The organism is Natrinema sp. 74, assembly GCF_046097095.1.
Classification (GTDB): Archaea; Halobacteriota; Halobacteria; order Halobacteriales; family Natrialbaceae; genus Natrinema.
On record NZ_CP175698.1, the window covers coordinates 1,611,642 to 1,632,541 of the forward strand.

At 64.6% G+C, this 20,900-nt stretch carries 22 protein-coding genes and 1 pseudogene; 11 read left to right on the top strand and 12 right to left on the bottom strand.

Annotated elements, in window-relative coordinates:
* Window positions 1–19: 19 nt before the first annotated feature.
* The 4 genes and pseudogenes from ACJ70B_RS08010 to ACJ70B_RS08025 all read left to right on the top strand — a co-directional run bounded on the left by ACJ70B_RS08010 (window position 20) and on the right by ACJ70B_RS08025 (window position 4,058).
* A complete protein-coding gene (locus ACJ70B_RS08010) occupies window positions 20–1,519 on the top strand; it encodes a dihydrolipoyl dehydrogenase (RefSeq protein ID WP_408959874.1) in 1,500 nt (499 codons plus the stop codon).
* A 308-nt stretch (window positions 1,520–1,827) separates the two neighbouring features.
* The gene (locus ACJ70B_RS08015; RefSeq protein ID WP_408959875.1) at window positions 1,828–1,986 is read left to right on the top strand and encodes a hypothetical protein; all 159 of its coding nucleotides are present in this window, start codon (window positions 1,828–1,830) and stop codon (window positions 1,984–1,986) included.
* Window positions 1,987–2,279: 293 nt separating this feature from the next.
* Window positions 2,280–2,447: pseudogene (locus tag ACJ70B_RS08020) on the top strand (dihydrolipoamide dehydrogenase); the annotation flags it as partial.
* Window positions 2,448–2,477: 30 nt separating this feature from the next.
* Entirely contained in the window at window positions 2,478–4,058 is a 1,581-nt protein-coding gene (locus ACJ70B_RS08025) for a sensor histidine kinase (protein ID WP_408959876.1), read from the top strand.
* Here the strand turns inward: ACJ70B_RS08025 and ACJ70B_RS08030 are convergent.
* Both ACJ70B_RS08030 and ACJ70B_RS08035 read right to left on the bottom strand, forming a co-directional pair.
* Window positions 4,024–4,506, bottom strand: a complete 483-nt coding sequence (locus ACJ70B_RS08030; protein ID WP_408959877.1) for a hypothetical protein — start codon at window positions 4,504–4,506, stop codon at window positions 4,024–4,026. The two genes, ACJ70B_RS08025 and ACJ70B_RS08030, sit on opposite strands and share 35 nt — an antisense overlap.
* Before the next feature lie 80 nt (window positions 4,507–4,586).
* Window positions 4,587–5,387 (bottom strand): sulfurtransferase, encoded by an 801-nt coding sequence (locus ACJ70B_RS08035; protein ID WP_408960090.1) that lies wholly within the window; start codon window positions 5,385–5,387, stop codon window positions 4,587–4,589.
* A 281-nt stretch (window positions 5,388–5,668) separates the two neighbouring features.
* Between ACJ70B_RS08035 and ACJ70B_RS08040 the strand changes: the two genes are divergently transcribed.
* From ACJ70B_RS08040 to ACJ70B_RS08050, 3 genes are all read left to right on the top strand, one after another.
* Entirely contained in the window at window positions 5,669–6,526 is an 858-nt protein-coding gene (locus ACJ70B_RS08040; protein ID WP_408959878.1) for a sulfurtransferase, read from the top strand.
* Window positions 6,527–6,723: 197 nt separating this feature from the next.
* Window positions 6,724–6,960 carry a hypothetical protein gene (locus ACJ70B_RS08045; RefSeq protein ID WP_408959879.1) on the top strand — a complete coding sequence of 79 codons (237 nt, stop codon included), beginning with the start codon at window positions 6,724–6,726 and terminating at the stop codon, window positions 6,958–6,960.
* A gap of 76 nt (window positions 6,961–7,036) precedes the next feature.
* The gene (locus tag ACJ70B_RS08050; RefSeq protein WP_408959880.1) at window positions 7,037–7,669 is read left to right on the top strand and encodes a rubrerythrin family protein; all 633 of its coding nucleotides are present in this window, start codon (window positions 7,037–7,039) and stop codon (window positions 7,667–7,669) included.
* Window positions 7,670–8,020: 351 nt separating this feature from the next.
* Here ACJ70B_RS08050 and ACJ70B_RS08055 read toward each other — a convergent pair whose 3' ends face one another.
* From ACJ70B_RS08055 to ACJ70B_RS08070, 4 genes are all read right to left on the bottom strand, one after another.
* Window positions 8,021–8,293 carry a hypothetical protein gene (locus ACJ70B_RS08055; RefSeq protein WP_408959881.1) on the bottom strand — a complete coding sequence of 91 codons (273 nt, stop codon included), beginning with the start codon at window positions 8,291–8,293 and terminating at the stop codon, window positions 8,021–8,023.
* Between the two features lie 93 nt (window positions 8,294–8,386).
* On the bottom strand, window positions 8,387–9,217 hold the full coding sequence (gene thiM, locus ACJ70B_RS08060) for a hydroxyethylthiazole kinase (protein ID WP_408959882.1): 831 nt from the start codon (window positions 9,215–9,217) through the stop codon (window positions 8,387–8,389).
* Entirely contained in the window at window positions 9,214–9,879 is a 666-nt protein-coding gene (thiE, locus tag ACJ70B_RS08065; protein WP_408959883.1) for a thiamine phosphate synthase, read from the bottom strand. Before thiE ends, thiM begins: the two co-directional genes overlap by 4 nt.
* Window positions 9,880–9,929: 50 nt before the next feature.
* On the bottom strand, window positions 9,930–10,535 hold the full coding sequence (locus ACJ70B_RS08070) for an N-acetyltransferase family protein (RefSeq protein ID WP_408959884.1): 606 nt from the start codon (window positions 10,533–10,535) through the stop codon (window positions 9,930–9,932).
* A gap of 411 nt (window positions 10,536–10,946) precedes the next feature.
* On the opposite strand from ACJ70B_RS08070, the gene ACJ70B_RS08075 reads away from it, so the two are divergent.
* The 4 genes from ACJ70B_RS08075 to ACJ70B_RS08090 all read left to right on the top strand — a co-directional run bounded on the left by ACJ70B_RS08075 (window position 10,947) and on the right by ACJ70B_RS08090 (window position 14,032).
* Window positions 10,947–11,921, top strand: coding sequence for an AEC family transporter (locus tag ACJ70B_RS08075; protein WP_408959885.1), 975 nt, complete (start codon window positions 10,947–10,949; stop codon window positions 11,919–11,921).
* Between the two features lie 225 nt (window positions 11,922–12,146).
* Complete coding sequence (locus tag ACJ70B_RS08080; protein WP_408959886.1) at window positions 12,147–12,362, top strand: MarR family transcriptional regulator; 216 nt, start codon at window positions 12,147–12,149, stop codon at window positions 12,360–12,362.
* A gap of 123 nt (window positions 12,363–12,485) precedes the next feature.
* Window positions 12,486–13,676, top strand: coding sequence for a thiolase C-terminal domain-containing protein (locus ACJ70B_RS08085; RefSeq protein WP_408959887.1), 1,191 nt, complete (start codon window positions 12,486–12,488; stop codon window positions 13,674–13,676).
* The gene (locus ACJ70B_RS08090; protein WP_408959888.1) at window positions 13,673–14,032 is read left to right on the top strand and encodes a nucleic acid-binding protein; all 360 of its coding nucleotides are present in this window, start codon (window positions 13,673–13,675) and stop codon (window positions 14,030–14,032) included. Before ACJ70B_RS08085 ends, ACJ70B_RS08090 begins: the two co-directional genes overlap by 4 nt.
* Before the next feature lie 132 nt (window positions 14,033–14,164).
* Here the strand turns inward: ACJ70B_RS08090 and ACJ70B_RS08095 are convergent, their stop codons facing one another.
* From ACJ70B_RS08095 to rpl18a, 6 genes are all read right to left on the bottom strand, one after another.
* The gene (locus ACJ70B_RS08095) at window positions 14,165–15,895 is read right to left on the bottom strand and encodes a Coenzyme F420 hydrogenase/dehydrogenase, beta subunit C-terminal domain (protein ID WP_408959889.1); all 1,731 of its coding nucleotides are present in this window, start codon (window positions 15,893–15,895) and stop codon (window positions 14,165–14,167) included.
* Window positions 15,885–17,585 carry a nitrite/sulfite reductase gene (locus ACJ70B_RS08100; RefSeq protein WP_408959890.1) on the bottom strand — a complete coding sequence of 567 codons (1,701 nt, stop codon included), beginning with the start codon at window positions 17,583–17,585 and terminating at the stop codon, window positions 15,885–15,887. Before ACJ70B_RS08100 ends, ACJ70B_RS08095 begins: the two co-directional genes overlap by 11 nt.
* Before the next feature lie 321 nt (window positions 17,586–17,906).
* Window positions 17,907–18,536, bottom strand: a complete 630-nt coding sequence (locus ACJ70B_RS08105) for a hypothetical protein (protein ID WP_408959891.1) — start codon at window positions 18,534–18,536, stop codon at window positions 17,907–17,909.
* Window positions 18,537–18,607: 71 nt separating this feature from the next.
* Window positions 18,608–20,185 (bottom strand): signal recognition particle-docking protein FtsY, encoded by a 1,578-nt coding sequence (ftsY, locus tag ACJ70B_RS08110; protein ID WP_408959892.1) that lies wholly within the window; start codon window positions 20,183–20,185, stop codon window positions 18,608–18,610.
* 25 nt (window positions 20,186–20,210) lie between these two features.
* Window positions 20,211–20,669: a prefoldin subunit alpha gene (pfdA, locus tag ACJ70B_RS08115; protein ID WP_408959893.1), complete on the bottom strand. Its 459-nt coding sequence runs from the start codon at window positions 20,667–20,669 to the stop codon at window positions 20,211–20,213.
* Complete coding sequence (gene rpl18a, locus ACJ70B_RS08120) at window positions 20,666–20,842, bottom strand: 50S ribosomal protein L18Ae (protein WP_408959894.1); 177 nt, start codon at window positions 20,840–20,842, stop codon at window positions 20,666–20,668. Before rpl18a ends, pfdA begins: the two co-directional genes overlap by 4 nt.
* Window positions 20,843–20,900: the final 58 nt, after the last annotated feature.

Below are 20,900 nucleotides of genomic sequence, written 5' to 3' on the forward strand. Positions count from 1 at the left end.
GGCGGTGGTCGACGCCCGTATGGACGAGTACGACGTCGTCGTCATCGGCGGGGGATCGGGAAGTCAAGTCGCCACCGCGGCGGCCCAACAGGGACTCGAGGCGGCCGTGATCGAGCGCGGCCCGCTCGGCGGGGCCTGCGTGACGCGGGGCTGCGTTCCCTCGAAGGCGCTCATCCACCGGGCGGACGTCGTCCGCGAACTGCGACGCGCCGACGCGTTCGGCGTCAACGCGGAGCTAACGGGAGTCGACTACGACGAGATCACCACCTCGATTCACGACACGGTCTTCGAGAAGGCGGCGAACCAGGCCTCGAGTCTCCGGAACAGCGAGAACGTCGCCCTCTACCGCGGCGAGGGACGATTCGTCGACGACCGGACGCTCGCGGTCGAACCGACCGAAGAGAGGGAAAGCGGCGCAACTGAGGAGAGGGCAGACGGCGCGACCGAGGAGGGGGAAGACGGCGGGCGGGTCCGCGGCGAGACGGTCGTCATCGCCGTCGGGAGCCGGCCGATGGTTCCGCCGATCGACGGACTCGAGGACGCTGACTTTCTTACGAGCGACGACGCGCTCTTTCTCGACGAACGGCCCGACGAGCTCGTCGTCGTCGGCGGTGGCTACATCGGAGCCGAACTGGGCTACTTCTTCGGCGCGCTCGGAACCGAGGTCTCGATCGTCGGCCGGAGCGACCGGCTCGTTCCTCGAGAGGACGACGACGTGAGCGCGGCCGTGACGGAGTCGCTCGAGGCTCACTGCGACGTGTACGCCGGCTACGAGGCTACTTCCGTCGACGACCCGAAGTCCGACGGTGACGTTACCGTGACCGCCGAGCCGGCCGACGACGAGAGCGACGCCGAGACCGTCGAACTCACCGGCGACGACCTCCTGCTGGCGACCGGTCGCCGACCCAACACCGACACGCTCGAGCTCGAGGCGACCGGCGTCGAGGTAGACGAGAAGGGCCACATCGAAACCGACGACCGACTCGAGACGACCGCGGACGGAATCTGGGCGCTCGGCGACGTCCTCGGCGAACGGCCGTTCAAGCACGCGGCCGACTACGAGTCGAAGGTGGTCTCGGCGAACGTCTTAGACGACGCGGGGGAAGCGGTCGACTATCGGGCCGTGCCACACGCGATCTTCACCAGCCCGCGCGTTGCGAGCGTCGGGCAAACGGAGGACGAACTCGCGGACGAGGGCCGCGAGTACGAGGCTGTGATCACGCCCTACGGGGCCGCGCCGCTGGGGATGATCCTCGAGGCCGACGACGGGTTCGTGAAGGCCATCGCCGCGCCCGACGGCGAGATTCTGGGCTGTCACATCGTCGGCCCGCAGGCCGAAACACTGCTCCACGAGGTGGTCGTTGCGATGGACAGCGCCGACGGGACTGTCGACGATGTCGCGGAGCCGGTTCACATCCATCCGGCGCTGAACGAGGTCGTCTATTCGGCGTTCGACGAGCTCTCGGATGCGACGTACTCGACAGCACCCGACTGGCGGGACGTGAGCGATCGAGGGTGACGAGGCGTCAATAGACTATGTTTGAACCGGCTGATCAAAACAGATCGTGTGAGAGTTCGAGAGGCGCATCACGATTGGACCCTCAATCCGCTACTCTGTTAGGAGGGATACCAATGACTCGAGTCACGCTTCCGTCGAGAATCAGGCTCGAATCGATTGCCATCGAGCCCTCTCGTGGGCGAACGACTCGGCGATAGATAAGCCAGGAGCAGTACGATCTAGCGATAGCTATTAAGGCATATCAGGCCCATTGGCCATCAATTTACGCTGCATGAAAGAATAAATGCTCCCGATCCTAAAGTAAATACATGACCTCAAAAGCAGCCTCGATTTTAATACCCGGTATGATGTGGATGATAATTGGTTATTTGCTTTTTGACATATATGGTGCCGGTTTTGGGCTGGTATTAGGATTTGGTATGGGTGAGACATTCTATCAACAATATGGTGATGAGGGTCACCTATAATATTGTATTGGGTATTTTATATTTTTGGGTTAAGGAGGCCGGGACTCGAACAGGGCGGAGATATCGTGCAAACGACATATTCTTGTTATAATATCCAGATATATCAGCGTATTTGGTATATTTTCGGAATTTACTCTGCTGAGGTGGTTCTCATCAACAACGCACGAACCGTCGCTTCCTTGTCGGCAGCACCCGCTTCGATTCAGTTCTCTGAAGATCGGTCTCAACCTGTTCGAAGAGATCGTACGTGCGTGGTGCTCATCCTGCGACGGAACCTCGTCGGTTCACGATTAGGTCGATCGAAGGTGCTCGCCGCGCCCGACGGCGAGACTCTGGGCTGTCACATCGTCGGCCCGCAGGCCGAAACGCTGCTCCACGAGGTCGTCTATTCGGCGTTCGACGAACGCTCGGACGCGACGTACTCGACGGCACCCGACTGGCGGAACGTGAGCGACGGATAGCTTATGAGCCTCAAGCCCCTCACGGTAGCAATGGTCGAGCGACCGGAATTGCCCGAGCCGCACGACGGTGACGCCGCGCTGGCGGCCTACGGGCGCATCACTGACGCCGTCTTCGCGGTCGATGACGAGTGGCGGCTCACGTTTTGCAACGAGCGGATCGAACGGTTGCTCGAGCGGCCCGAGGCGGAGCTACTCGGAACGGTCGTCTGGGACGCCGTGCCCAACGCGATCGGGTCGGCGCGCCGAGACGAGTACGAGCGAGCGATGCGGACTCGAGAGCCGGTCTCGTTCGAGGGCGTCTCCGAGTTACTCGCCGTCGGCCTCGACGGGCGCGCGTATCCCTCCGAAACAGGGCTGACGGTCTCGATACGCATTGATACCGAGCACTCGCGACGAACGACGCAAATCCGAGAGCGCGAACGGGCGTTACAGGACGCCTACGAAGTGATCGCGGCTCCCGATCGGCAGTTCTCCGATCAGATCGAATCGCTGCTGAGCGTCGTTCGGGACACGATCGGCACCGACTACGCGACGCTGTCGCGCGTCCACGAAGACGCCGACGAGTACATCTTCGAGGCCGTCGACGCGCCCAGCGACGCCGACCTCACGGCGGGAGATGTCGTTTCGCTGTCGACAACGAACTGCGAGCGCGTCGTCGACACCGGACAGACGCTTGTCCTCGAGGACGTCGAGGCGGACGCGCCGGATCTCGCCGACCGAGCGGGAAACGCCGAGTGGGGGATTTCCAGCTATCTCGGCACGCCGGTCTCGGTCGGCGACGACGTGTATGGCACCTTCTGTTTCTACGATATGGAGGCGCGCGTCGAGGGGTTCTCCGACTGGGAGGTCACGTTCGTGGAACTGCTCGGCAACTGGATGGGTGCCGAACTCGAGCGCCGAGAGTACGAGCGCGAACTCGAGGCGTCGAACGAACGGCTCGAGCAGTTCGCATACACCGTCTCCCACGACCTCAAAGAGCCCCTGCGAATGGTCTCCAGTTACCTCTCGCTCATCGAGAACCGCTACGGCGACGAGCTTGACACAGAGGGCGAAGAGTTCCTCGACTACGCCGTCGACGGGGCCGAGCGCATGCGGACGATGATCGACGGCCTCCTCGCGTACTCACGTGTCGAAACGCGGGGCGATCCCTTCGAGCCGGTCGCCCTCGACGCCGTCCTCGAGGATGTGCGGAGCGATCTGCGGCTGCGACTCGAAGAGACCGACGCGACCCTCTCGAGCGAGTCGCTGCCTCGCGTCGAAGGTGATCCGGACCAGTTGCGACAGGTGTTGCAGAACCTGCTGTCGAACGCGCTCGCGTATAGCGGGGACGAGTCTCCGCGGATCGATATCACGGCCCAACGAGACGGCAGCCAGTGGATCGTTTCGGTCGCCGATGACGGGATCGGTATCGATCCCGACGACGAGGAGCGTATCTTCGAGGTGTTCGAGCGCCTTCACAGCCGCGAGGAACACGCCGGAACGGGGATCGGACTCGCGCTCTGTCGGCGTATCGTCGAGCGCCACGACGGCGAGATCTGGGTCGACACCGAGCCCGGCGAGGGCGCGACGTTTCGGTTCACGTTACCGGCCGTCGACGGAGACGAAGCCTGACGAACGGGTTGGTCGGTGGGTGCAGCACTATCTCGAGTCGGATGTCACGACCGTGAACGGGACGGTGTACCGCTCGAATCCGGTGTCGAAGACGGCCGTCCGCCGCTGCGGTGAACGAACTGGCGTATTCGGTCCCGTCCAGTCGGAGGGCGACGTCGCGTGCCTCGACCGTCGATTCGCCGACCGTGACGACGACATACTGGCGTCCCTCGGTCGCGAGGACCTCGGGCCGTCGCGAATCGGTCGCCGGACGGACGTACTGGAGCGCCGCCGAGATTCCCTCGAGGTCCGCCGTCGCGGCTGCGTCCGGATGTCCGTCGGTCTCGTTCGAGGACGACGCGTCGGGACTCGAGGGCGATTCGCCGGCGGGCGAGGACGAACAGCCTGCGAGCGCGCTCGCGCCGGCGGTCGCAAGGAGGAACCGACGCCGGTCGACGGCTTCGTTCATGGCTCTCGATTCGTGTCGATGCCCATCAACGTACGGGGCAACGACAGGACTCAGGACCACAGATCGGTCGTCCGGGGCGATTACGCGTCGACCGGGCCGCTCTCGACGTCGCCGTCGTTTTCGAGCCACTCCGTCAGACTCCCTTCGTAGAAGGCCACGTCCTCGTAACCCAGCGCTTGCAAGACGACGTAGGTGTGGCTGATCCGACGTGCGGTATTACAGTAGAGGACGATTTCGCGGTCGCGGGTGATACCGCGGTCGGCGAGCAGCGCCTCGAGTTCGGCCTCGGGCTTCAATCGCCGCGTCTCGTCGTCGACGACCTCGCGCCAGTCGAAGCGCACCGCGCCGGGCAGGCGGGCCTCCTCGAACTCGTCCTTTTCGCGCGTGTCGACGAAGAGGGCGTCGCGCTCGAGGGCGTCCGCGACGGCATCGTAGCCGACCAGCGGGCTCTCCTCGGGTGCGAGCGGATCGGGCTCGTAGTCGGTCGAGTCGACCTCGGGGGCGTCGCTCGTCGTCTCGTACTTCTGGTTCCAGGCGCTGTAGTCGCCGTCTAACAGACGCACGTCGTCGTGGCCGTACTCGAGGGCGGTGAGGACGAAGCGAGCGGCGAAGACGCCGTGGGTGTCGTCGTAGGCGACGATCGTGTCGTCGGGTTCGATGCCCGCCTCGCCGAGCAGGTCGGCGAAAGCGTCGGCACCGGGCAGGGTACCGCGGTCGACGTCGCTCTCATCGCGGTAGCTGTCGAACGGGATGCTCACCGCGCCGGGGATGTGGCCGATGCCGTCGTACTCCCAGGCGTCCCTGACGTCGACGATGCACACGGCGGGATCGTCTAAACGCGATGCGAGCCAGTCGGGAGAAACGACGACGGTTTCGTCCATTAGGGAGGCCATACGAGACGCAGACCCGAGTACGCACCGGTTTCGAACGGCGTTGGGACTACCGGGACAGTGGCAACTATTGCTGGTGTCCAGTGAGCTAGCTGACCGGTAGAGATGGCGACGGATCGAACGAGGCCCGTCACCGCCTAATTCGACCGCGAAAACGGCGAAAGCGGCGCTCGAGCGCCGTCAGAACAGGCAAATATTTCCGATAGAGTCGATCGGTGTCCGAATTGACCGGTTAAGAAGTCCCTTTGTGTGTCGCCATCGAACGCTCGAGTATGGCAAGCGACTACGCCAACGACGTCCTCGTGTCCGCCGACTGGGCCGAGGAGCGTCTCGACGAGTTCCAGGACGACGACTCTGACCTCCGGCTGGTCGAGGTCGACGTCGACACGGAAGCCTACGAAGAAGAGCACGCCCCCGGCGCAATCGGGTTCAACTGGGAGACGCAACTCCAGGATCAGACCCAGCGTGACATTCTCGAGAAGGAGGACTTCGAGGAGCTGCTCGGCAGCCACGGCATCAGCGAGGACGACACGGTCGTCCTCTACGGCGACAACTCCAACTGGTTCGCCGCCTACGCCTACTGGCAGTTCAAGTACTACGGCCACGACGACGTCAAACTGCTCGACGGCGGCCGCGAGTACTGGCTCGAGAACGACTACTCGACCACCGACGAGGAGCCCGACTTCTCCGAGACCGAGTACGACGCCGCCGGTCCGCGCGAGAGCATCCGCGCCTACCGCGAAGACGTCGAGAACGCGATCGATCGCGGCGTTCCCCTCGTCGACGTCCGCTCGCCCGAAGAGTACTCCGGCGAGGTCCTCGCGCCCCCAGGACTCCAGGAAACCGCCCAGCGCGGCGGCCACATCCCCGGCGCAAAGAACATCTCGTGGGCCGCCGTGACCAACGACGACGGCACCTTCAAGACTCGCGACGAGCTCGAGGAGCTCTACGCCGAGGAAGACATCGACGGCAACGAAACGACCGTCGCCTACTGCCGCATCGGTGAGCGGTCCTCGGTCGCCTGGTTCGCCCTGCACGAACTGCTCGGCTACGACGACGCCGTCAACTACGACGGGTCCTGGACCGAGTGGGGCAACCTCGTCAACGCCCCGATCGAGAAGGGCAACTAACGACAGCGTAGTCGTTCGAAGCGATCCGAATCGGTTTTATTGTTATTGCGAGTCCGTAGCCGTAGCCGTCGCTGTCGCTCACACTCCCGTTCTCGCCGGTCGAACCTAGTTCCAGTTTTTGCGTCCACTCGAGCGCAGCCGTCCTATCCCGTAATAAACCAGAACCGTTACCGCGCTCTAGTTGGATTTCTAAAATGGTGGCTGATGCCGACTCATGGTTCTCGAGTCACAAAGCGACGAACCAACTGCTCTGTGTCGGAATCGTCGTCCTCGCTGCGGGGTTTGTCAGCATCGGCGAGGGATACGGTGGCTTACGAGCGGTCGCAAAACTGTTGTTGGTAGTCGTCCTCGCCAGTGCGCTACTCCTGGCTCTCGGCAAGCTTGTCAGTCCCCCTCCGGCCGATAGAGCGCATCCTCGAGACGGCGACCGATAGGCAGCTGCCGCCTCGAGATCGCGAACTCACCGCCGATGACGATAGGCCTAACTCCCGGCCCCCCGAACGACCGTCCATGACCGACGCCGACACGTTCGTCGAGACCGTCCAGGAGGAAAACCAGACCGCCCTCTCGCGACTCGGCTCCTCGAAGTCGCTGTACGCCGACACCGGCGGCGACATCGACACCGAACCCGTCCTCGAGGCGACCGCCGACGCCGAGTACGCCGCCTGGCAGACCTTCCTCACGTGGGCCGACGACGAGGCCGACGACGAGGCCCGCGCGGCCTTCGAGGCCACGGCCGACGAAGAGCAAGACCACTACGAGACCGTCGACGGAAAGCTCGACGACGAGTACGAACCGGACGAGGTCCCGACCCTCCACGAGTATCTGCGCGACCGCGAGGACACCGTGTCTCGCGTCGGCGCGTTCGTCGGCCGCATTCTGGCGAGCCAGCGCTCGAAAGATCAGGTCATCGGCTACTTCGTCGGCGACGCCGACCCCCAGACCGCCAGCCTGTTCCGCGGCTTCGGCGAGGACTTAGATGAACAACTCGAGCGCGCTACGGAACTGCTCGCGGCCGTCTGCGAGACCGACGAGGACTGGGACCGCGCTGAGGAGGCCGCTACCGGCGCGATCCAGGCGGCCTACGACGAGTACGTCGAGACGCTCGAGGGAATGGGCGCGAACCCGAAACCCGTCTGTTGACGGATCGGTCGCACGATCCCGTCGATAGCGGTCGTCCCAGAAACGCAGACTGTCCGCCGGAGAAAGACATTTTAGTTCCAACACGTAGCTTCCGTATAGGCAACCAGCGAGTTCGATACGCCACGAAACAGGGCGTGACGATCGCGATCGGGGTGCTCTCAATCAGAGTCGGAATCAGCGCCATCCGCTCATCGGTGCCGTCGCTAGTCGCTCTTCTCGCCGGTCCGCTCGTGCTCGGCTCGATCTACGCCGGCCTCGTCTATTTCGAGGTCGGTCCGATCCGGACGAGCGGCTGAAAAACGACGGGTTGGTTCGCGTCCGCAACGCGAAATCGCCTCGCGAACCCAACCGCTAGACGCCCTCGACCGTCTCCCGGAACGCGCTGATCGATTCGAGCGCGTCCTCGAGATTCGACGCGACATCGCCGCTCTCATCGTCGGCGATGTCGGTCAGGATGTGTTCGTGACGCGCGAGTTGGCCGTGGTCCGGCCCGCGGTCGGCGTCGGCGTAGTCCGCGAACTTGGCCGCCTGATTCCGGAGCCGTTCGGCCGCCTCCTCGTCGGCTGCGGCGTCGGCTGCCCGTTCGATCGACTCGGCCGCGTCTTCGAGTTCGTCTCGAGCCATACGTGACGGTTCGCCCGGGGGTATGAAAACGGTTTCAATACGTTCCGGACGGTGGGACTGACACCGAAAACGATACGTCCCGGCAGGTCGCGCTCAGAGAACTCCCTCGAGGCGATCTTCGAGGTCGAGATCGGCGGCGGTGTCGCCGGTGACCCCGCGGACGGCGTCGCGGAAGTTCGTTCGGTAGCTGCCCGGCCCCGCGTACTCGAGGTCGGCCGCGCGTTCGCCGGCGATTCCGAACGCGAGCGTCCCGTGGATGGCCGCGTTGCGGGCGTCCTCGAGCGCGGCACAGAAGGTGGCGACGGTCGCGCCGAGCATGCAGCCAGTGCCGACGACCTCGCCGAGCATCTCGTGACCGGCGGCGACGCGGACCGCCCTGTCTTCGTCCGCGACGACATCGTCGACGCCAGAGGCGACGACGATCGAGCCGGTCGATTCGGCGAGCGAGCGGGCCGTCCGCTCGATCTCCTCGTAGTCGCCGACGGATTCGACGCCCTTGACCTCGGCCTCGAGGCCCGCAAGGGCACTGATCTCGCCGTAGTTGCCTTTGATGACGGCGAAGTCGACTTCCGAGAGGAGGCTCTCGACGACCGCCTGCCGCGAGGGGGTCGAGCCGACGCCGACAGGGTCGAGAACGACTGGAATCCCCCGTTCGTTGGCTTTCCGACCGGCCTCGTGCATGGCCTCGACGCGGCCGTCGGGTACCTGCCCGCTGTTGATCAGCACCGCGCGCGCGAGATCGGCCATCTCACCGGCGTCGCCGACGGAATCGGCCATCACCGGCAGGCCGCCCCAGTGCAGCGTCACGTTCGCCACGTCGTTGATTGTCACCGTGTTGGTCAGGTGCTGGACGAGCGGCTCGGTCTCCCGGAGCGTTCGGACCGAGTCCGCGAGATCCGCAGGTTCTATGTCAGTGACACTCATTCGTCTCCCCCTCCGTGACCGACGGCCTTCGAGGTTTCGACGGCCGCCGCGAGCGCCGCCGTCGCCGCCTGCGGGTCCGGGGCCGCCGTGATCTCGCTGATGACGGCCACGCCGGCCGCGCCGGCCTTGACGACCGGCCCGGCGTTGTCGGTCGTGATACCACCGATGCCGACGATCGGGATCGAAACCGCGTCGGCGATCGCGGCGATCCGCTCCGGACCGATCCCGTTCTTATCGTCGTCTACGTCCTTCGAAGCGGTGCCGTAGACCGCGCCGACGCCCAGGTAATCGGCTCCGTCGGCCGCCGCCGCTCGGGCCTCCGCAACCGTCGAGGTCGAACAGCCCACGATCGCTTCCGGCCCGAGCAGGTCGCGAGCGACCGCAACCGGCAAGTCGGACTGGCCGACGTGAACGCCGTCGGCGTCGATCGGCCGCGCGATGTCGATCCGATCGTTGACGATCAGGTCGACCCCCGCTGCGGCCGTCAGTTCGCGCAGTTCGTGTCCGAGTTCGTACCGCGAGCGGGCGCTCGCGTCCTTCTCGCGTAACTGGACGGCGTCGACGCCACCGTCGATGGCCGCCCGGACGACCTCGGTCGTCGGTCGGCCGTTCGATAGCGACGCCTGAGTGACGAGGTAAGTCCGCCAACTCGAGTGATTCATGCGCGATACCAGTCGGTAGTCGCACTAAGCGGTGTCGGTCGATCGAACAGTTAGAATCGCTCGAGCGACGCCTCGCCCGTCCGCACGAGCGATTCCCAGTCATCGTCCTCGCGGACCGCCGGAAGCGGGCGCGGGCGATCGGGGTCGTCGGTCTTTTCGGCGAGCGGCCGCCGCCACCAGGCCACGTCCCGCCACTCGTCGTCCGCGTAACCGATTCCCGGGAAGTCGACCAGCCGTTCGAACCCCAGCCGCTCGTGGAACCGTTCGGTTTCGGGATTCGGAACCGTCGTCACGGCGTAGGCGTCCCGGATCCCCTGGCGCTCGAGGACGGCGAACAGCGATTCGTAGAGCGCCCGGCCGATCCCCGATCGGCGGGCCGACTCGGCGACGTAGATCGACAGTTCGACGACCCACTCGTAGGCGCGGCGCTTTCGCAGCGGCCCCGCGTACGTGTAGCCGACGACCTCGTCGTCGGTTTCACAGACGAGCCACGGATGGCTCTCGAGGGTCGATCCGATTCGATCTGCCAGTTCGGCTTCGGTTGGGGTGGCTTCCTCGAAGGTGACCGCCGTCGACTCACAAAACGGCGCGTAGATGTCACGGACGGCGGCTGCGTCCGCCGGCGTCGCAACTCGAATCCGAACGTCGGATGCCATACGCCGGGTTTCGGGGCCGACTGGATAAACGCGCCGAACCTCGGGCTGGTCGAACAGAATACCCGCGAGAACGACCGGCCTCCCGTCGTATCTTCACCTTGTGACCAGAGGCACTTAAAGGGCAACCGCCCGTGGCGAGTCGACCGCGTCACGCTCGAGTAGGTAGACCACTGCCGTCGCTCCGACGGAAGAGATCACGCAGAAGACAACGTCCCGTCATAGCTTCACCTTGTGATCAAAGACACTTCAAGGACGAGCAGCGGTGTCGGTCGCTGATCGGATCGCGACGCCGGCATCGTAACTCCCATAGTGAACACGGGGAGTAGCTGACGCTGTAATGCAGGGTACGACCGTTTGGAACCGACAAGCACCTCGAGACGACCCTGACAGTACAGGGAAACGCGCTGACTAATGGCGGACCTCCTCAGCATCTTCGCCTCCGCAGTCGGGCCGATCGTCGCCATCGCGGGCGTCGGCTACGTGCTCGCAACCGTCAAAGAGATCGATCCGGAACCGTTGAACACGGCCGTCGTCTACGTGCTGGCACCTGCCTTGGTGTTTCACAGCCTCGCCACTACGAACCTCGAGGCGGCGACGCTGGTACGGGTCACGGTCGGAATCGCCGTGTTCACGGCAGTGATGTGGCTGATCGCCGAACTCGCCGGGCGCGCCGTCGGCGAACGCGAACCGGCGCTGAGCGGTCTCGTGCTCGTTGCGATCTTCTGTAACTCGGGAAACCTCGGGATTCCGGTCTCGGATTTCGCGTTCGGCGAGGTCGGCCGTCAGACCGCCGTCCTCTTCCTCTCTGTCCAGTCCGTCCTGATGTACACCGTCGGCGTCTACGTCGCCTCCCGAAGCAGCGGCTCCGCCGGGCTCGAGGGCGTCCGGCGAGTATTCTACATCCCGCTTGTGTACGCCGTCGTCGCCGCGTTGGGCGCGCGTGCGCTGGCGCTCGTCCCGCCGGCGGACACGGCGGCGATGGAAACCCTGCAGCTCGTCGGCGACGCCTCGATCCCGCTCATGCTACTCATTCTCGGGATCCAGCTCGCCCGTTCGGACACCGCAGCCGTCTCGCGGGCGTGGCCCGCGATGGCGCTGAAACTCGGCGTCGCGCCGGTCGTCGGCCTCGGAGTCGTGCTCGGTCTCGATACCGTTCTCGGCGCTGGCTTTCAGAACCCGACCGTCGCACGCGTGTTCGTCCTCGAGACGGCGATGCCGGCCGCCGTGACGCCGCTGATTCTGGTCATCGAGTTTGCCGGCAACACTCGCTCGGACGGCGTGCTCGTCTCGGAGTACGTCTCGACCTGCGTGTTTCTAACGACCGTGCTGGCGATTCCGGCGCTCACCGGCCTGATCGCGCTCTTACAATCCGGAATCGTGATCTGAAACGACCGACCGCCGTTCGCAGCTCTGTATCGCCCAAAGACGTGGTCGTTGCACGACCGTCCGACCGTAGCGAACGAACTCGTATCGCGGCCGCCAAAAATAAACTATTAATAGTTCATTACCCCGACGTCGTCGATAGTTCGCCGTTGATCCGCCGTTTCCGGACAACTTCGATAGGGTTTCCCACACCCGAATTTATGTACACGTTCGTTGGATGTCACGTCGATGTCCGCGAGCGAACAACCGTTGACGGTGCCGAGAGAACTGACATCACCGAAGACCAAGCTCGTCTACGTGACCGTTCGGGTCACCGAAGAGACCACGGTAAACCGACTACAGAACTATCTCGGACTCCCGAAGCTGACGCTACTACCGATCCTCCGATCGCTCGTCTCACAGGGATACGTCCAACGGACGGAGGGCACATATGAGTGCCACTAGGTGCGTTCTCTCCACGACGGTCGAGTCGTCGGGACTTACCGGTTCGTCCGCTCCGTCGGCTCAGCCCCGCTCGTTGAACCGTCTGCGAACGGTCCGACGACCGAAACCAGACGGTGAGCGCGTATGACCGCTCACCGACACCCGTCGGCGGAACAGACGGACCGCGTGGCCGTGATCGGCGCATCGATGACCCAGTTCGGGCAGCGCGAGGGAGCATGGGTACTAGACCTCCTCGCGGAGGCCGGAATCGAGTGTCTCGCGGACGCGGGCGTCGACGCCGACGACGTCGAGCACCTGTACGTCTCGAATATGACCAGCGGCGAGTTCGAGGGGATGACCGGCGTGATGAACGCGCTGGTTCACGACCTGAACGCGATGCCGGCGTACACCCAGCGCGTCGACCAGACGAGTTCCAGCGGCGGCGCGGGAATCTACGCCGCCTGTCGGTCGGTGGCGAGCGGAGACAGCGACATGACGCTGCTCGTCGGCGGCGAAAAGATGGCCCATCGGTCGACCACCGAAGCGACCGACGTCATCGCCTCCGTGGGCCATCCAGTCGAGTACAAACACGGCGTCACGCTGCCCTCGTTTGCCGGGCTCACCGCGCGCCACTACTTGGAGCGCTTCGACGCGCCCCGCGAAAGTCTCGCGAAGGTTGCGGTCAAGAATCACGCGAACGGCGTCGACAATCCAAACGCCCAGTTCCGGAAAGAAGTCGATCTCGAGACGGTCCTCGAGTCGCCGATGGTGGCGGACCCGTTGCGGCTGTACGATTTCTGTCCGATCACGGATGGCTCGGCGGCGCTCATGCTCTGTCCCGAGTCCGTCGCCGCGGAGTATACGGACGAGTACGTCGTCATTTCGGGTATCGACGGCGCGACCGATACCCACGTCGTCCACGAGCGCGCGGACCCGACCGTGATGGACGGCGTCGTCAAGAGCGGCGAGGGAGCCTACGAGATGAGCGGCCTCGAGCCAGACGATATCGACGTGGCCGAACTTCACGATATGTTCACCATCCTCGAGTTTTTGCAGATGGAAGGGCTGGGCTTCGCCGACCAGGGCGAGGCCTGGCACCTCCTCGAGGAGGGATATACGGAGCGCGACGGCGAGTTGCCGATCAACACCTCCGGCGGGCTCAAATCGAAAGGGCATCCGCTCGGAGCCAGCGGCGTCGCCCAGGGCGTCGAGATCTACGAACAACTCGTCGGCGAGGCCGGCCCCCGACAGGTCGACGCCGATGTCGGGCTGTGCTGTAACGTCGGCGGCTTCGGCAACTGCGTCATCACCACCATCATGGAGGCCGCACAATGAGCATGGACGCGACCCGATACGAGGACGGCACGATCAGTTATCCCGGCCACCCCCGCGGCCCCAACGGCGCAAAACCGGCCGAAACGATCGATCTCAGCGAGTACACCGCCGAAATCGTCACCTGGACGACCAGCACCGCGACCCCGCCCGGCGTCCGCGAACCCAACCATCTCGCGATCGTCGAGTTCGACGTCGAAGGGGAGACGGTTCGCGCGATCGGCCAACTGACCACCGGCGATATCGAAACCGGCGACGAGGTCCAGCCCGTCCACGTCGACGAACTCCGCGATCCCGATGCCGGCATCCGAGAACCCGACAGTCAAGCGTGGGACGGCTACCAGTTCGAGCCAGTGTGAGAACGTATCAGACCGGCGTTCCGACGTGCCGCCGTCGGCTTGGTCGCGCTCGGCGCTGAACCGGCACAAGACGGACGGCAGCGAGGGGATATCTGAACCGAACAGCAGAAAGCGGTGCTCGAACGTGTCCGATCAGTGTCCCTGGTCGTGGGGGTTCAGCGCCGTATCGTAGTTCTCGGCGTGATCAGTGTAGTCGATAAAGCGGGGTGCGTCGGGGTCGAACGGGCGCTCGAGGCTCTCGAAGGCCTTCTTCTTGTCCCAGCCCTGGAGCTTACCGACTGCCGACTTGTCCTCGAGATCGTGGTAGTCGAGTTTCGGCTCGGTCATGTCCCAAGCGTTCATCCCCTGTTCGGTGCGGACGATGACGCTCGAGTACTCGTCGGAAGAGCCGACGGAGCCGACGGTGATGTCCGAACAGAAGCCGGTGAAGTCAGCACACTCGTCGCAGCCCTTGAGCGCGGCGTCGTGGAAGTTTTCGATGTCTTCCTCGACGATCATCTCGCCGTCGTGGTCGTAGACCATCATCTTCCCGTTGAGGACGTCCATCTTGCCGATCTCCGACGGCGAGATGCCGCGTTGCTCCTCTAGCTGTTCGCCCATGAGGCTGTGGTAGTTGAAGTTCTTCGTACACATCAGCGCGATCGTGTAGTCGACCGCGCGGATACCCTCGTTCTGGGCCTGATAGTCCCACTCGAAGTCCTGGAGCGCGCGGATGCCCTCGATCTCACAGGGGGTGCCCACGATCGCGAGGCTGAGGTCGTCCCAGTCCTTGTCGGGGAGTTTGTGCTTCCACTGTTCGAGGTCGAGGTTGCCAAGCGCGAGCGTCTGGTTGTAGACCGTGCCGGCGTTCTCGATGAGTTCTTCCGTCGTCGTCGCGAGGTAGCTCTCGGCCTTCCAGGCCTCCTCGTCGCTCTCGGTGGCGACGAGCGCACCGTCGATTTCGCCTTCCTCGAGCAGGGTCGCGAGGATGCCGGTGACGACGCCGCCGTCCTGGGCCTCGTCGGTCCAGTCGTCCTCGACTTTCGCGGAGAATTCCGTGATCGGGTCCCCCGCACCTTTGACGTTGTCCTCGCCGCCGGTGATCTTCCACTGGCGCTCGTAGCGCATCCCACCGCGGGGGCAGAAGTCCCAGCAGAGCGAACAGCCGGTACACATCTTGACCAGCTTCGGCAGGCCGTCGTCGCCGACGCCGATCGAGTCCGACGGACAGGCGGCGACGCAGGTCCCACACTGGATACACCGTCCCTCGTCGATGACGGCCTCGTCCAGTTCCATGAACCAGGTCTTCTCGTCGGGCGTTTCGATGTCGTTCATCTGCGACCGGATCGAGTACTCCGGCGTGTCTAGATCGACACCCTCGGGGACCCCGACGCGCGTATCTGGCGCGCCGTTATCGACGTCCTGGCTGACGTCCTCGGCCGGCTCGGTGAACTCAAGGTCGCCGAGTTCGCCCATCTCGTCGACGTTCGCCACGCCTGCGCCGTCGGTGGCGACGGGCTGGGTTTCGGACTCGACGTCGGCGGCCGTCTTCTCGCCGCAGGTGCAGGTGTCGGGCGAACAGCTGTCGCCCTCCGCGTTCGCGCCGCCGTCCGTAGCGATTGCGCCCTCTCGAGCGTGATCCGTGTGCTCACGGGAGCGAGATGCGCCAGCGCCGGCGTCCGGCACGATGACGGCGTCGTCATCGTCGTCCGATTCCGGGACGTGCGGGAAACGGGGTTCGTCCTCGCTCCCTCGCGGGTCGCTTCGCTCCCCGCTTGATCCGTCCGAGGCCTCGCTGCGCTCGGCCTCGCGGCTCGCGTGTCGCTTCGCTCCCGCTCGCTTCTTCGAGGACTCACTGCGCTCGTCCTCGCTATCAGTCCCCATGGGCAACACCTCGCGCAACTGGCGCGTCCGCGCTGTTCATAACCTGCCGGAGCCGGTCGTTGTCGACGCGGCGACACCACTGATAGAACTTCTCGCCGTCGTTGCGATCCTCGCTGTAGGCGTCGAACAGTTGCTCGAGCGCCGGGATCACCGAATCGGCGGGTACGGCGTTCTGGATCCAGTCTAAGAACTCGTTGTCGGCACCGAGCGAGCCGCCGAGGCCGAAGTCCATCCCTTCTACGAGGTTGTCGCCCTCCTCGTTGGGGCTGTCCTCGTCTTCCAGTTTGACGGTCTCGCCGCGGAAGCCGATGTCGGCGATCTGGGGCTGTGCACAGGAGGCCGAGCAGCCGGACATGTGCATCCGGATGGCCTCGATGTCGTCGGGCACGTCGATGCGCTCGTCGAGTTCGCGGGCCCAGCGCTTGGTGCGCTTTTTCGTCTCGATGATGGCGTAGTTACAGAACTCGTTGCCCGTACAGCCGACGGCACCCCGCGAGAACGGGCCGGGATCGGGGCTGTACTCCTGGGCGAACGGCTCCGCGAGGAGGTCGTCGACGTTCTCCTCGGGGATGTGGGTGATGAGGAAGTTCTGATCGGTCGCCAGGCGGACGGAGGCGTCCTCGGTACCGTACTTCTCGGCGGCGCGGGCGGCTTCGGCGAACTCGTCGCCGCCCATGCGGCCGGCGATGACGTTGAAACCGACGTACTTCAGTCCGTCCTGTTTCTGGTCGTGGACGCCGACGTGGTCGCCCTGGTAGCCGACGGTCAGGTTCCGGCCGCCGGTGGGCAGGTCGACCGTACAGCGGTCGCGGATCGCTTCCTCGAACTTCTCCGGGCCGAGCTGTTCGACGAGGTAGCGCATGCGACAGACGCCGCGGTTGTTGCGGTCGCCGATCTCTTTGAACGTCTGAGCGACGGCACGGCAGAACTCGACGGCGTCTTCGGGCTTGACGAAGACGTCGAGTTCGGAGCCCATCCGCGGTCCGTCGGAGAGACCGCCGCCGACGCGGGCGTGGAAGCCGTAGAGATGCTCGCCGTTGATCTCCTTTTTCGCCGGGACGAGGCCGACGTCGTTGATCTGTGACTGCGCGCAGTCGTGGGCGCAGCCGGTGATCGTTATCTTGAACTTCCGCGGGAGGTTGGCGTACTCGCGGTTGTTCGTGAAGAACTCCGAAACGGCGTCGATGACCGGCTGAGCGTTGAAACACTCGTGGTCATCGAGCCCGGCCGCGGGACAGCCCAGCACGTTTCGGGCCGAGTCACCACAGCCCTGGACGGTCGTCAGGCCGACTTCGTCGTAGCGGTCCCACATTTCGGGGACGTCTTCGACGCGGATCCAGTGTTTCTGGATGTCCTGCCGGGTCGTGATGTCGAGGTAGGCGTCGCCCCAGAGTTCGTTCTGTTCCTCGCCGCCGTACTCCTCGGGGGCGACCGCGAGGTCGTCGGTGACCTCGCCGATGACCTCGGCCTGCTCGGGGGTGAGCTTCCCGCCCGGCACCTTGGTCCGGATCATGAAGTAGCCCTCCTGCTTTTGGGCGTACATGCCGGCCCACTTCAGGCGCTCCCACTCGCCGCCGCCAGCGCGCGCTTCGATCTCCTCGAACGAGAGTTCGTTCTCGGCGTAGTCGTAGACGTCGTCGACGACGTCGAGGGGATGTTTCTCCTGTTTGTGCTCTTCGACTGTGTTCATACGAACCACCACGCGGTTCGTGCGACGTCGGAAGAATCTGCGCGTTCGAGAGACTGATGGACCATCGTTTACCGGGTCATTCTCCCCCGACCCTATACGCTCCCGCAACTCGGCGAATCCTGACGTGGGTCGCTTCCACCAGCAAGTATTGCCCCTTCAGCCGGCCACAACCGATCGAGGCAGTCGAAAACCCCGACGGCACATCGGAACGCGTCGTCCGACGCCGATCACTGCGACAGGAGCGTCGGTGATATCAGAAATTATTGCCTGTAGTTTGCGATCACCGCGTGTGATCCCCGCCGGATTTACCGCGGGACACCCTCACTGAAAACACGCCACGAGGTCGCCCTGCCGTCGCGGGTCCGGCGTCACACTCGGTTTGTCCGCGATGCCCTCGTACTGTGCCCGGAGCAGAACGTTCTCGTCGAGATAATACGTAACCCGGATGTCCCACTCGTCGTTCGGCGGTGACCGTCGTGTCTCGGTCGTCAGATCGTAGACGAGCGCCACGAGAACGGCGGCCGGGTCGGTGTCTGACCCGACGGGCGAGGTCCGACGGGCGTCGAGTCGAAACTCGAACGTCCGCGTTACGCCGCCGTACCGGGCGACGAACGCGTTCCGTCGATACACCTGTTCGAACGCAGTGACGTACTCGCCCGCGCTGGCCGTGTTTCCCGACGGTGATGAGCGGTCCGTCGAACCGCCACTCTCGCCGTCGAGGAGCGACGACGGCGGCGACGGGTATGTCCGTGGCTCGAGTGCGTTCTCATCGCTCGGCGCGTCGGGATCGGGGCGCGTGACCTCGTTACACTCGTACCAGCCGTCGGGAACGGTTCCCGACTCGAGCGACGAGTTCGTTTTACTTGAGTCGTACTCGAAGCCGCCCGCCGTGACCCCGACGGTCGTCGCGGCCGATGCGAGGAAGGCACGCCGAGAGCGGGACCGGTCCATACGCGAGACATCTCAATCGTACAATAAGTGTCTTCTGAAACGATAGACGGCCGACGGGGCGAGCGCCCCGGCTACTCCTCGTCGTCCTCGAGCAACCGATCGACCATCTCGTCGGGGTCGAACCGCTCGAGGTCGCCGTAGCCCTGTCCAACGCCGAGGAAGAGAATCGGTTTCCCGGTGACGTGAGCGACCGAAATCGCCGCACCACCGTTGGAGTCGGCGTCGGCCTTCGTCAGGATTGCGCCGTCGGTCTCGGCGGCCTCGTTGAACTCTCGAGCGCGGTTGACAGCGTCCTGCCCGGCGACGGCTTCGTCGACGAACAGCGTCAGATCGGGGCCGACGACGCGGTCGATCTTCTCGAGTTGGTCCATCAGTCCCTCGTTGGTGTGAAGTCGACCCGCGGTGTCGCCGAGCACGATGTCGACGTCGTTGGCCTCCGCGTACTCGACGGCGTCGTAGAGCACCGCCGCGGGGTCGCCGCCCTGTTCGTGACTGATACACTTCGTGTCTAGGGCGTTGGCGTGTTCCCGAATCTGTTCGTTCGCGCCGGCGCGGTAGGTGTCGCCGTTGGCCATCACCGTCGAATAGCCCCGCTCTTCGAAGTAGCGGCTCAGTTTGGCGATCGTCGTGGTCTTTCCGACGCCGTTGACGCCGGTGAAGATAATGGTGACCGGCTTGTCCTCGATAGCAATCCGCTCGTCGAAGTCAAACTGGCCGACGCTGATCACGTCGTAGATTGCGTTATGCAGGGCCTCCTCGACGACCTCGCCGGTCGACGTCGTGAAGGTACGGGTCTCGCCGACCAGTTCGTCGCGGATGTTGTCGAGGATTTCCTCGGCGACGCCCATCTCGACGTCGCTCGAGAGCAGCGCCATCTCGAGTTCGTGCAGCGGTCCCTCGAGGTCGTCCTCTTCGATGACGAATTTCCCCTTGACGAGGGATTTCGCCTTGGTACCGAACCCGGTCCCGCCGGTATCGGCTGCTTCCTCCGCCTCGGCCTCGTCTTCCGTGACGGCTGTGTCCTCGTCTGTGGTCGCTGTCTCGGCTGGCTCTTCGTCGGGAGCCGTCTCGGCCGGTTCCGGCTGTGGCTCGTCGGCCTCAGTCGGGTCCGATTCGTCGGACGAACCGCCAAAGAGGGACCTGGCTCGTGCACCTAAGCCGGTCCTGCCGCCGTCATCGGTGGCTTCCTCGTCTTCGGCCCCGACCTCGTCTTCGTCTTCCGCGACGGCCGCGTTCTCGTCTACGGTCGCCGTATCGACCGCTTCTTCGTCAGGGGCCGCCGTATCGGACGTCGGTTCGGCGGCGTCGGGCTCGTCCGGTTCCGTGAAATCGGGAGCGGTGTCGCCCGCCGGCTTCTGGCCCGCAGACTCGGCCGTCTGTGCCGCCACCGAGTCGCCCGTCGCGTCCGGATCCTCGAGTTCGGAGTCCGGATCGGCCGTCGACGCGGCCACCGTCTCGGACGGCTCGTCGTCGGCCGGTTCGGGGGTGGTATCGGCCGCTTCCGCGTTGGGCTGCTCCGCCTCGGAGTCGGCGGCGTCTTCGAGGTCCGTCTCCTCGAGGTCGTCGTCGACTTCCTCGGCGTTCTCTTCGGCGGCTTCTTCGGCGTCTTCGCGGAAGCTTCCGAGCTTGTCCTTCAGGTTGTCGAACATGGGTTATCGAGTGAGGACCGACGCGTTACTCGTCGGGGCCCTGCGGACCCTGACCGCCGCCCATTCCCTGCATCTGCTGTTGCATCGCCTGCTGCTGGAGCTGCTGGGCCTGCTGCTCGAGCTCGCTGCTCTCGGTCTCGAGTTCGGCGATCTCCTCGTTGAGTTCGTCGATCCGGTCGTCGAGTCGCTCCTGCTTGTTCTCGAGGGCGTCGACGGCGTCGTCTTCCTCGAACTCCGCGGCGTAGTCAGCACCGAGGTCGACGATCACTTCGTCGATGTCCTCGACGGTCGCACGGAGGTACGCGCCGCCGCCGACCGGCACTTGCACGGTCGAGTCGGTCTCGAGCGAGCCGAGGGCCTCGATGGCCTCGTCGATCTCGGTCTGCTCTTGTTGGACGTCCTCGACGTTGGTCTGGAGGGCCTCGATCTGTTCTTCGATTTCCTGGAGTTCCTGAGAAAGCTGCTGGAGCTGCTGTTGACTCATTGTTCGGATACCTCGTCGAGTTCGATTTCGGTTCGCTTGAGCCCGTGTCGGCTCCCGAGCTGGGAGTAGGCGTGTTCGCGGGCGACATCCTCGTTTTCGGCGTCGATGGCCGTCTCGAACGGCGCGAAGCCGTCGCGGCTCTTGAACCGACCACTGACCGTGAATTGACTCATACGTCTCCATCCGGCGGGCAGTCGGAAGAATCTTCCCTTCCGGGTCCGGTCCTCGCAG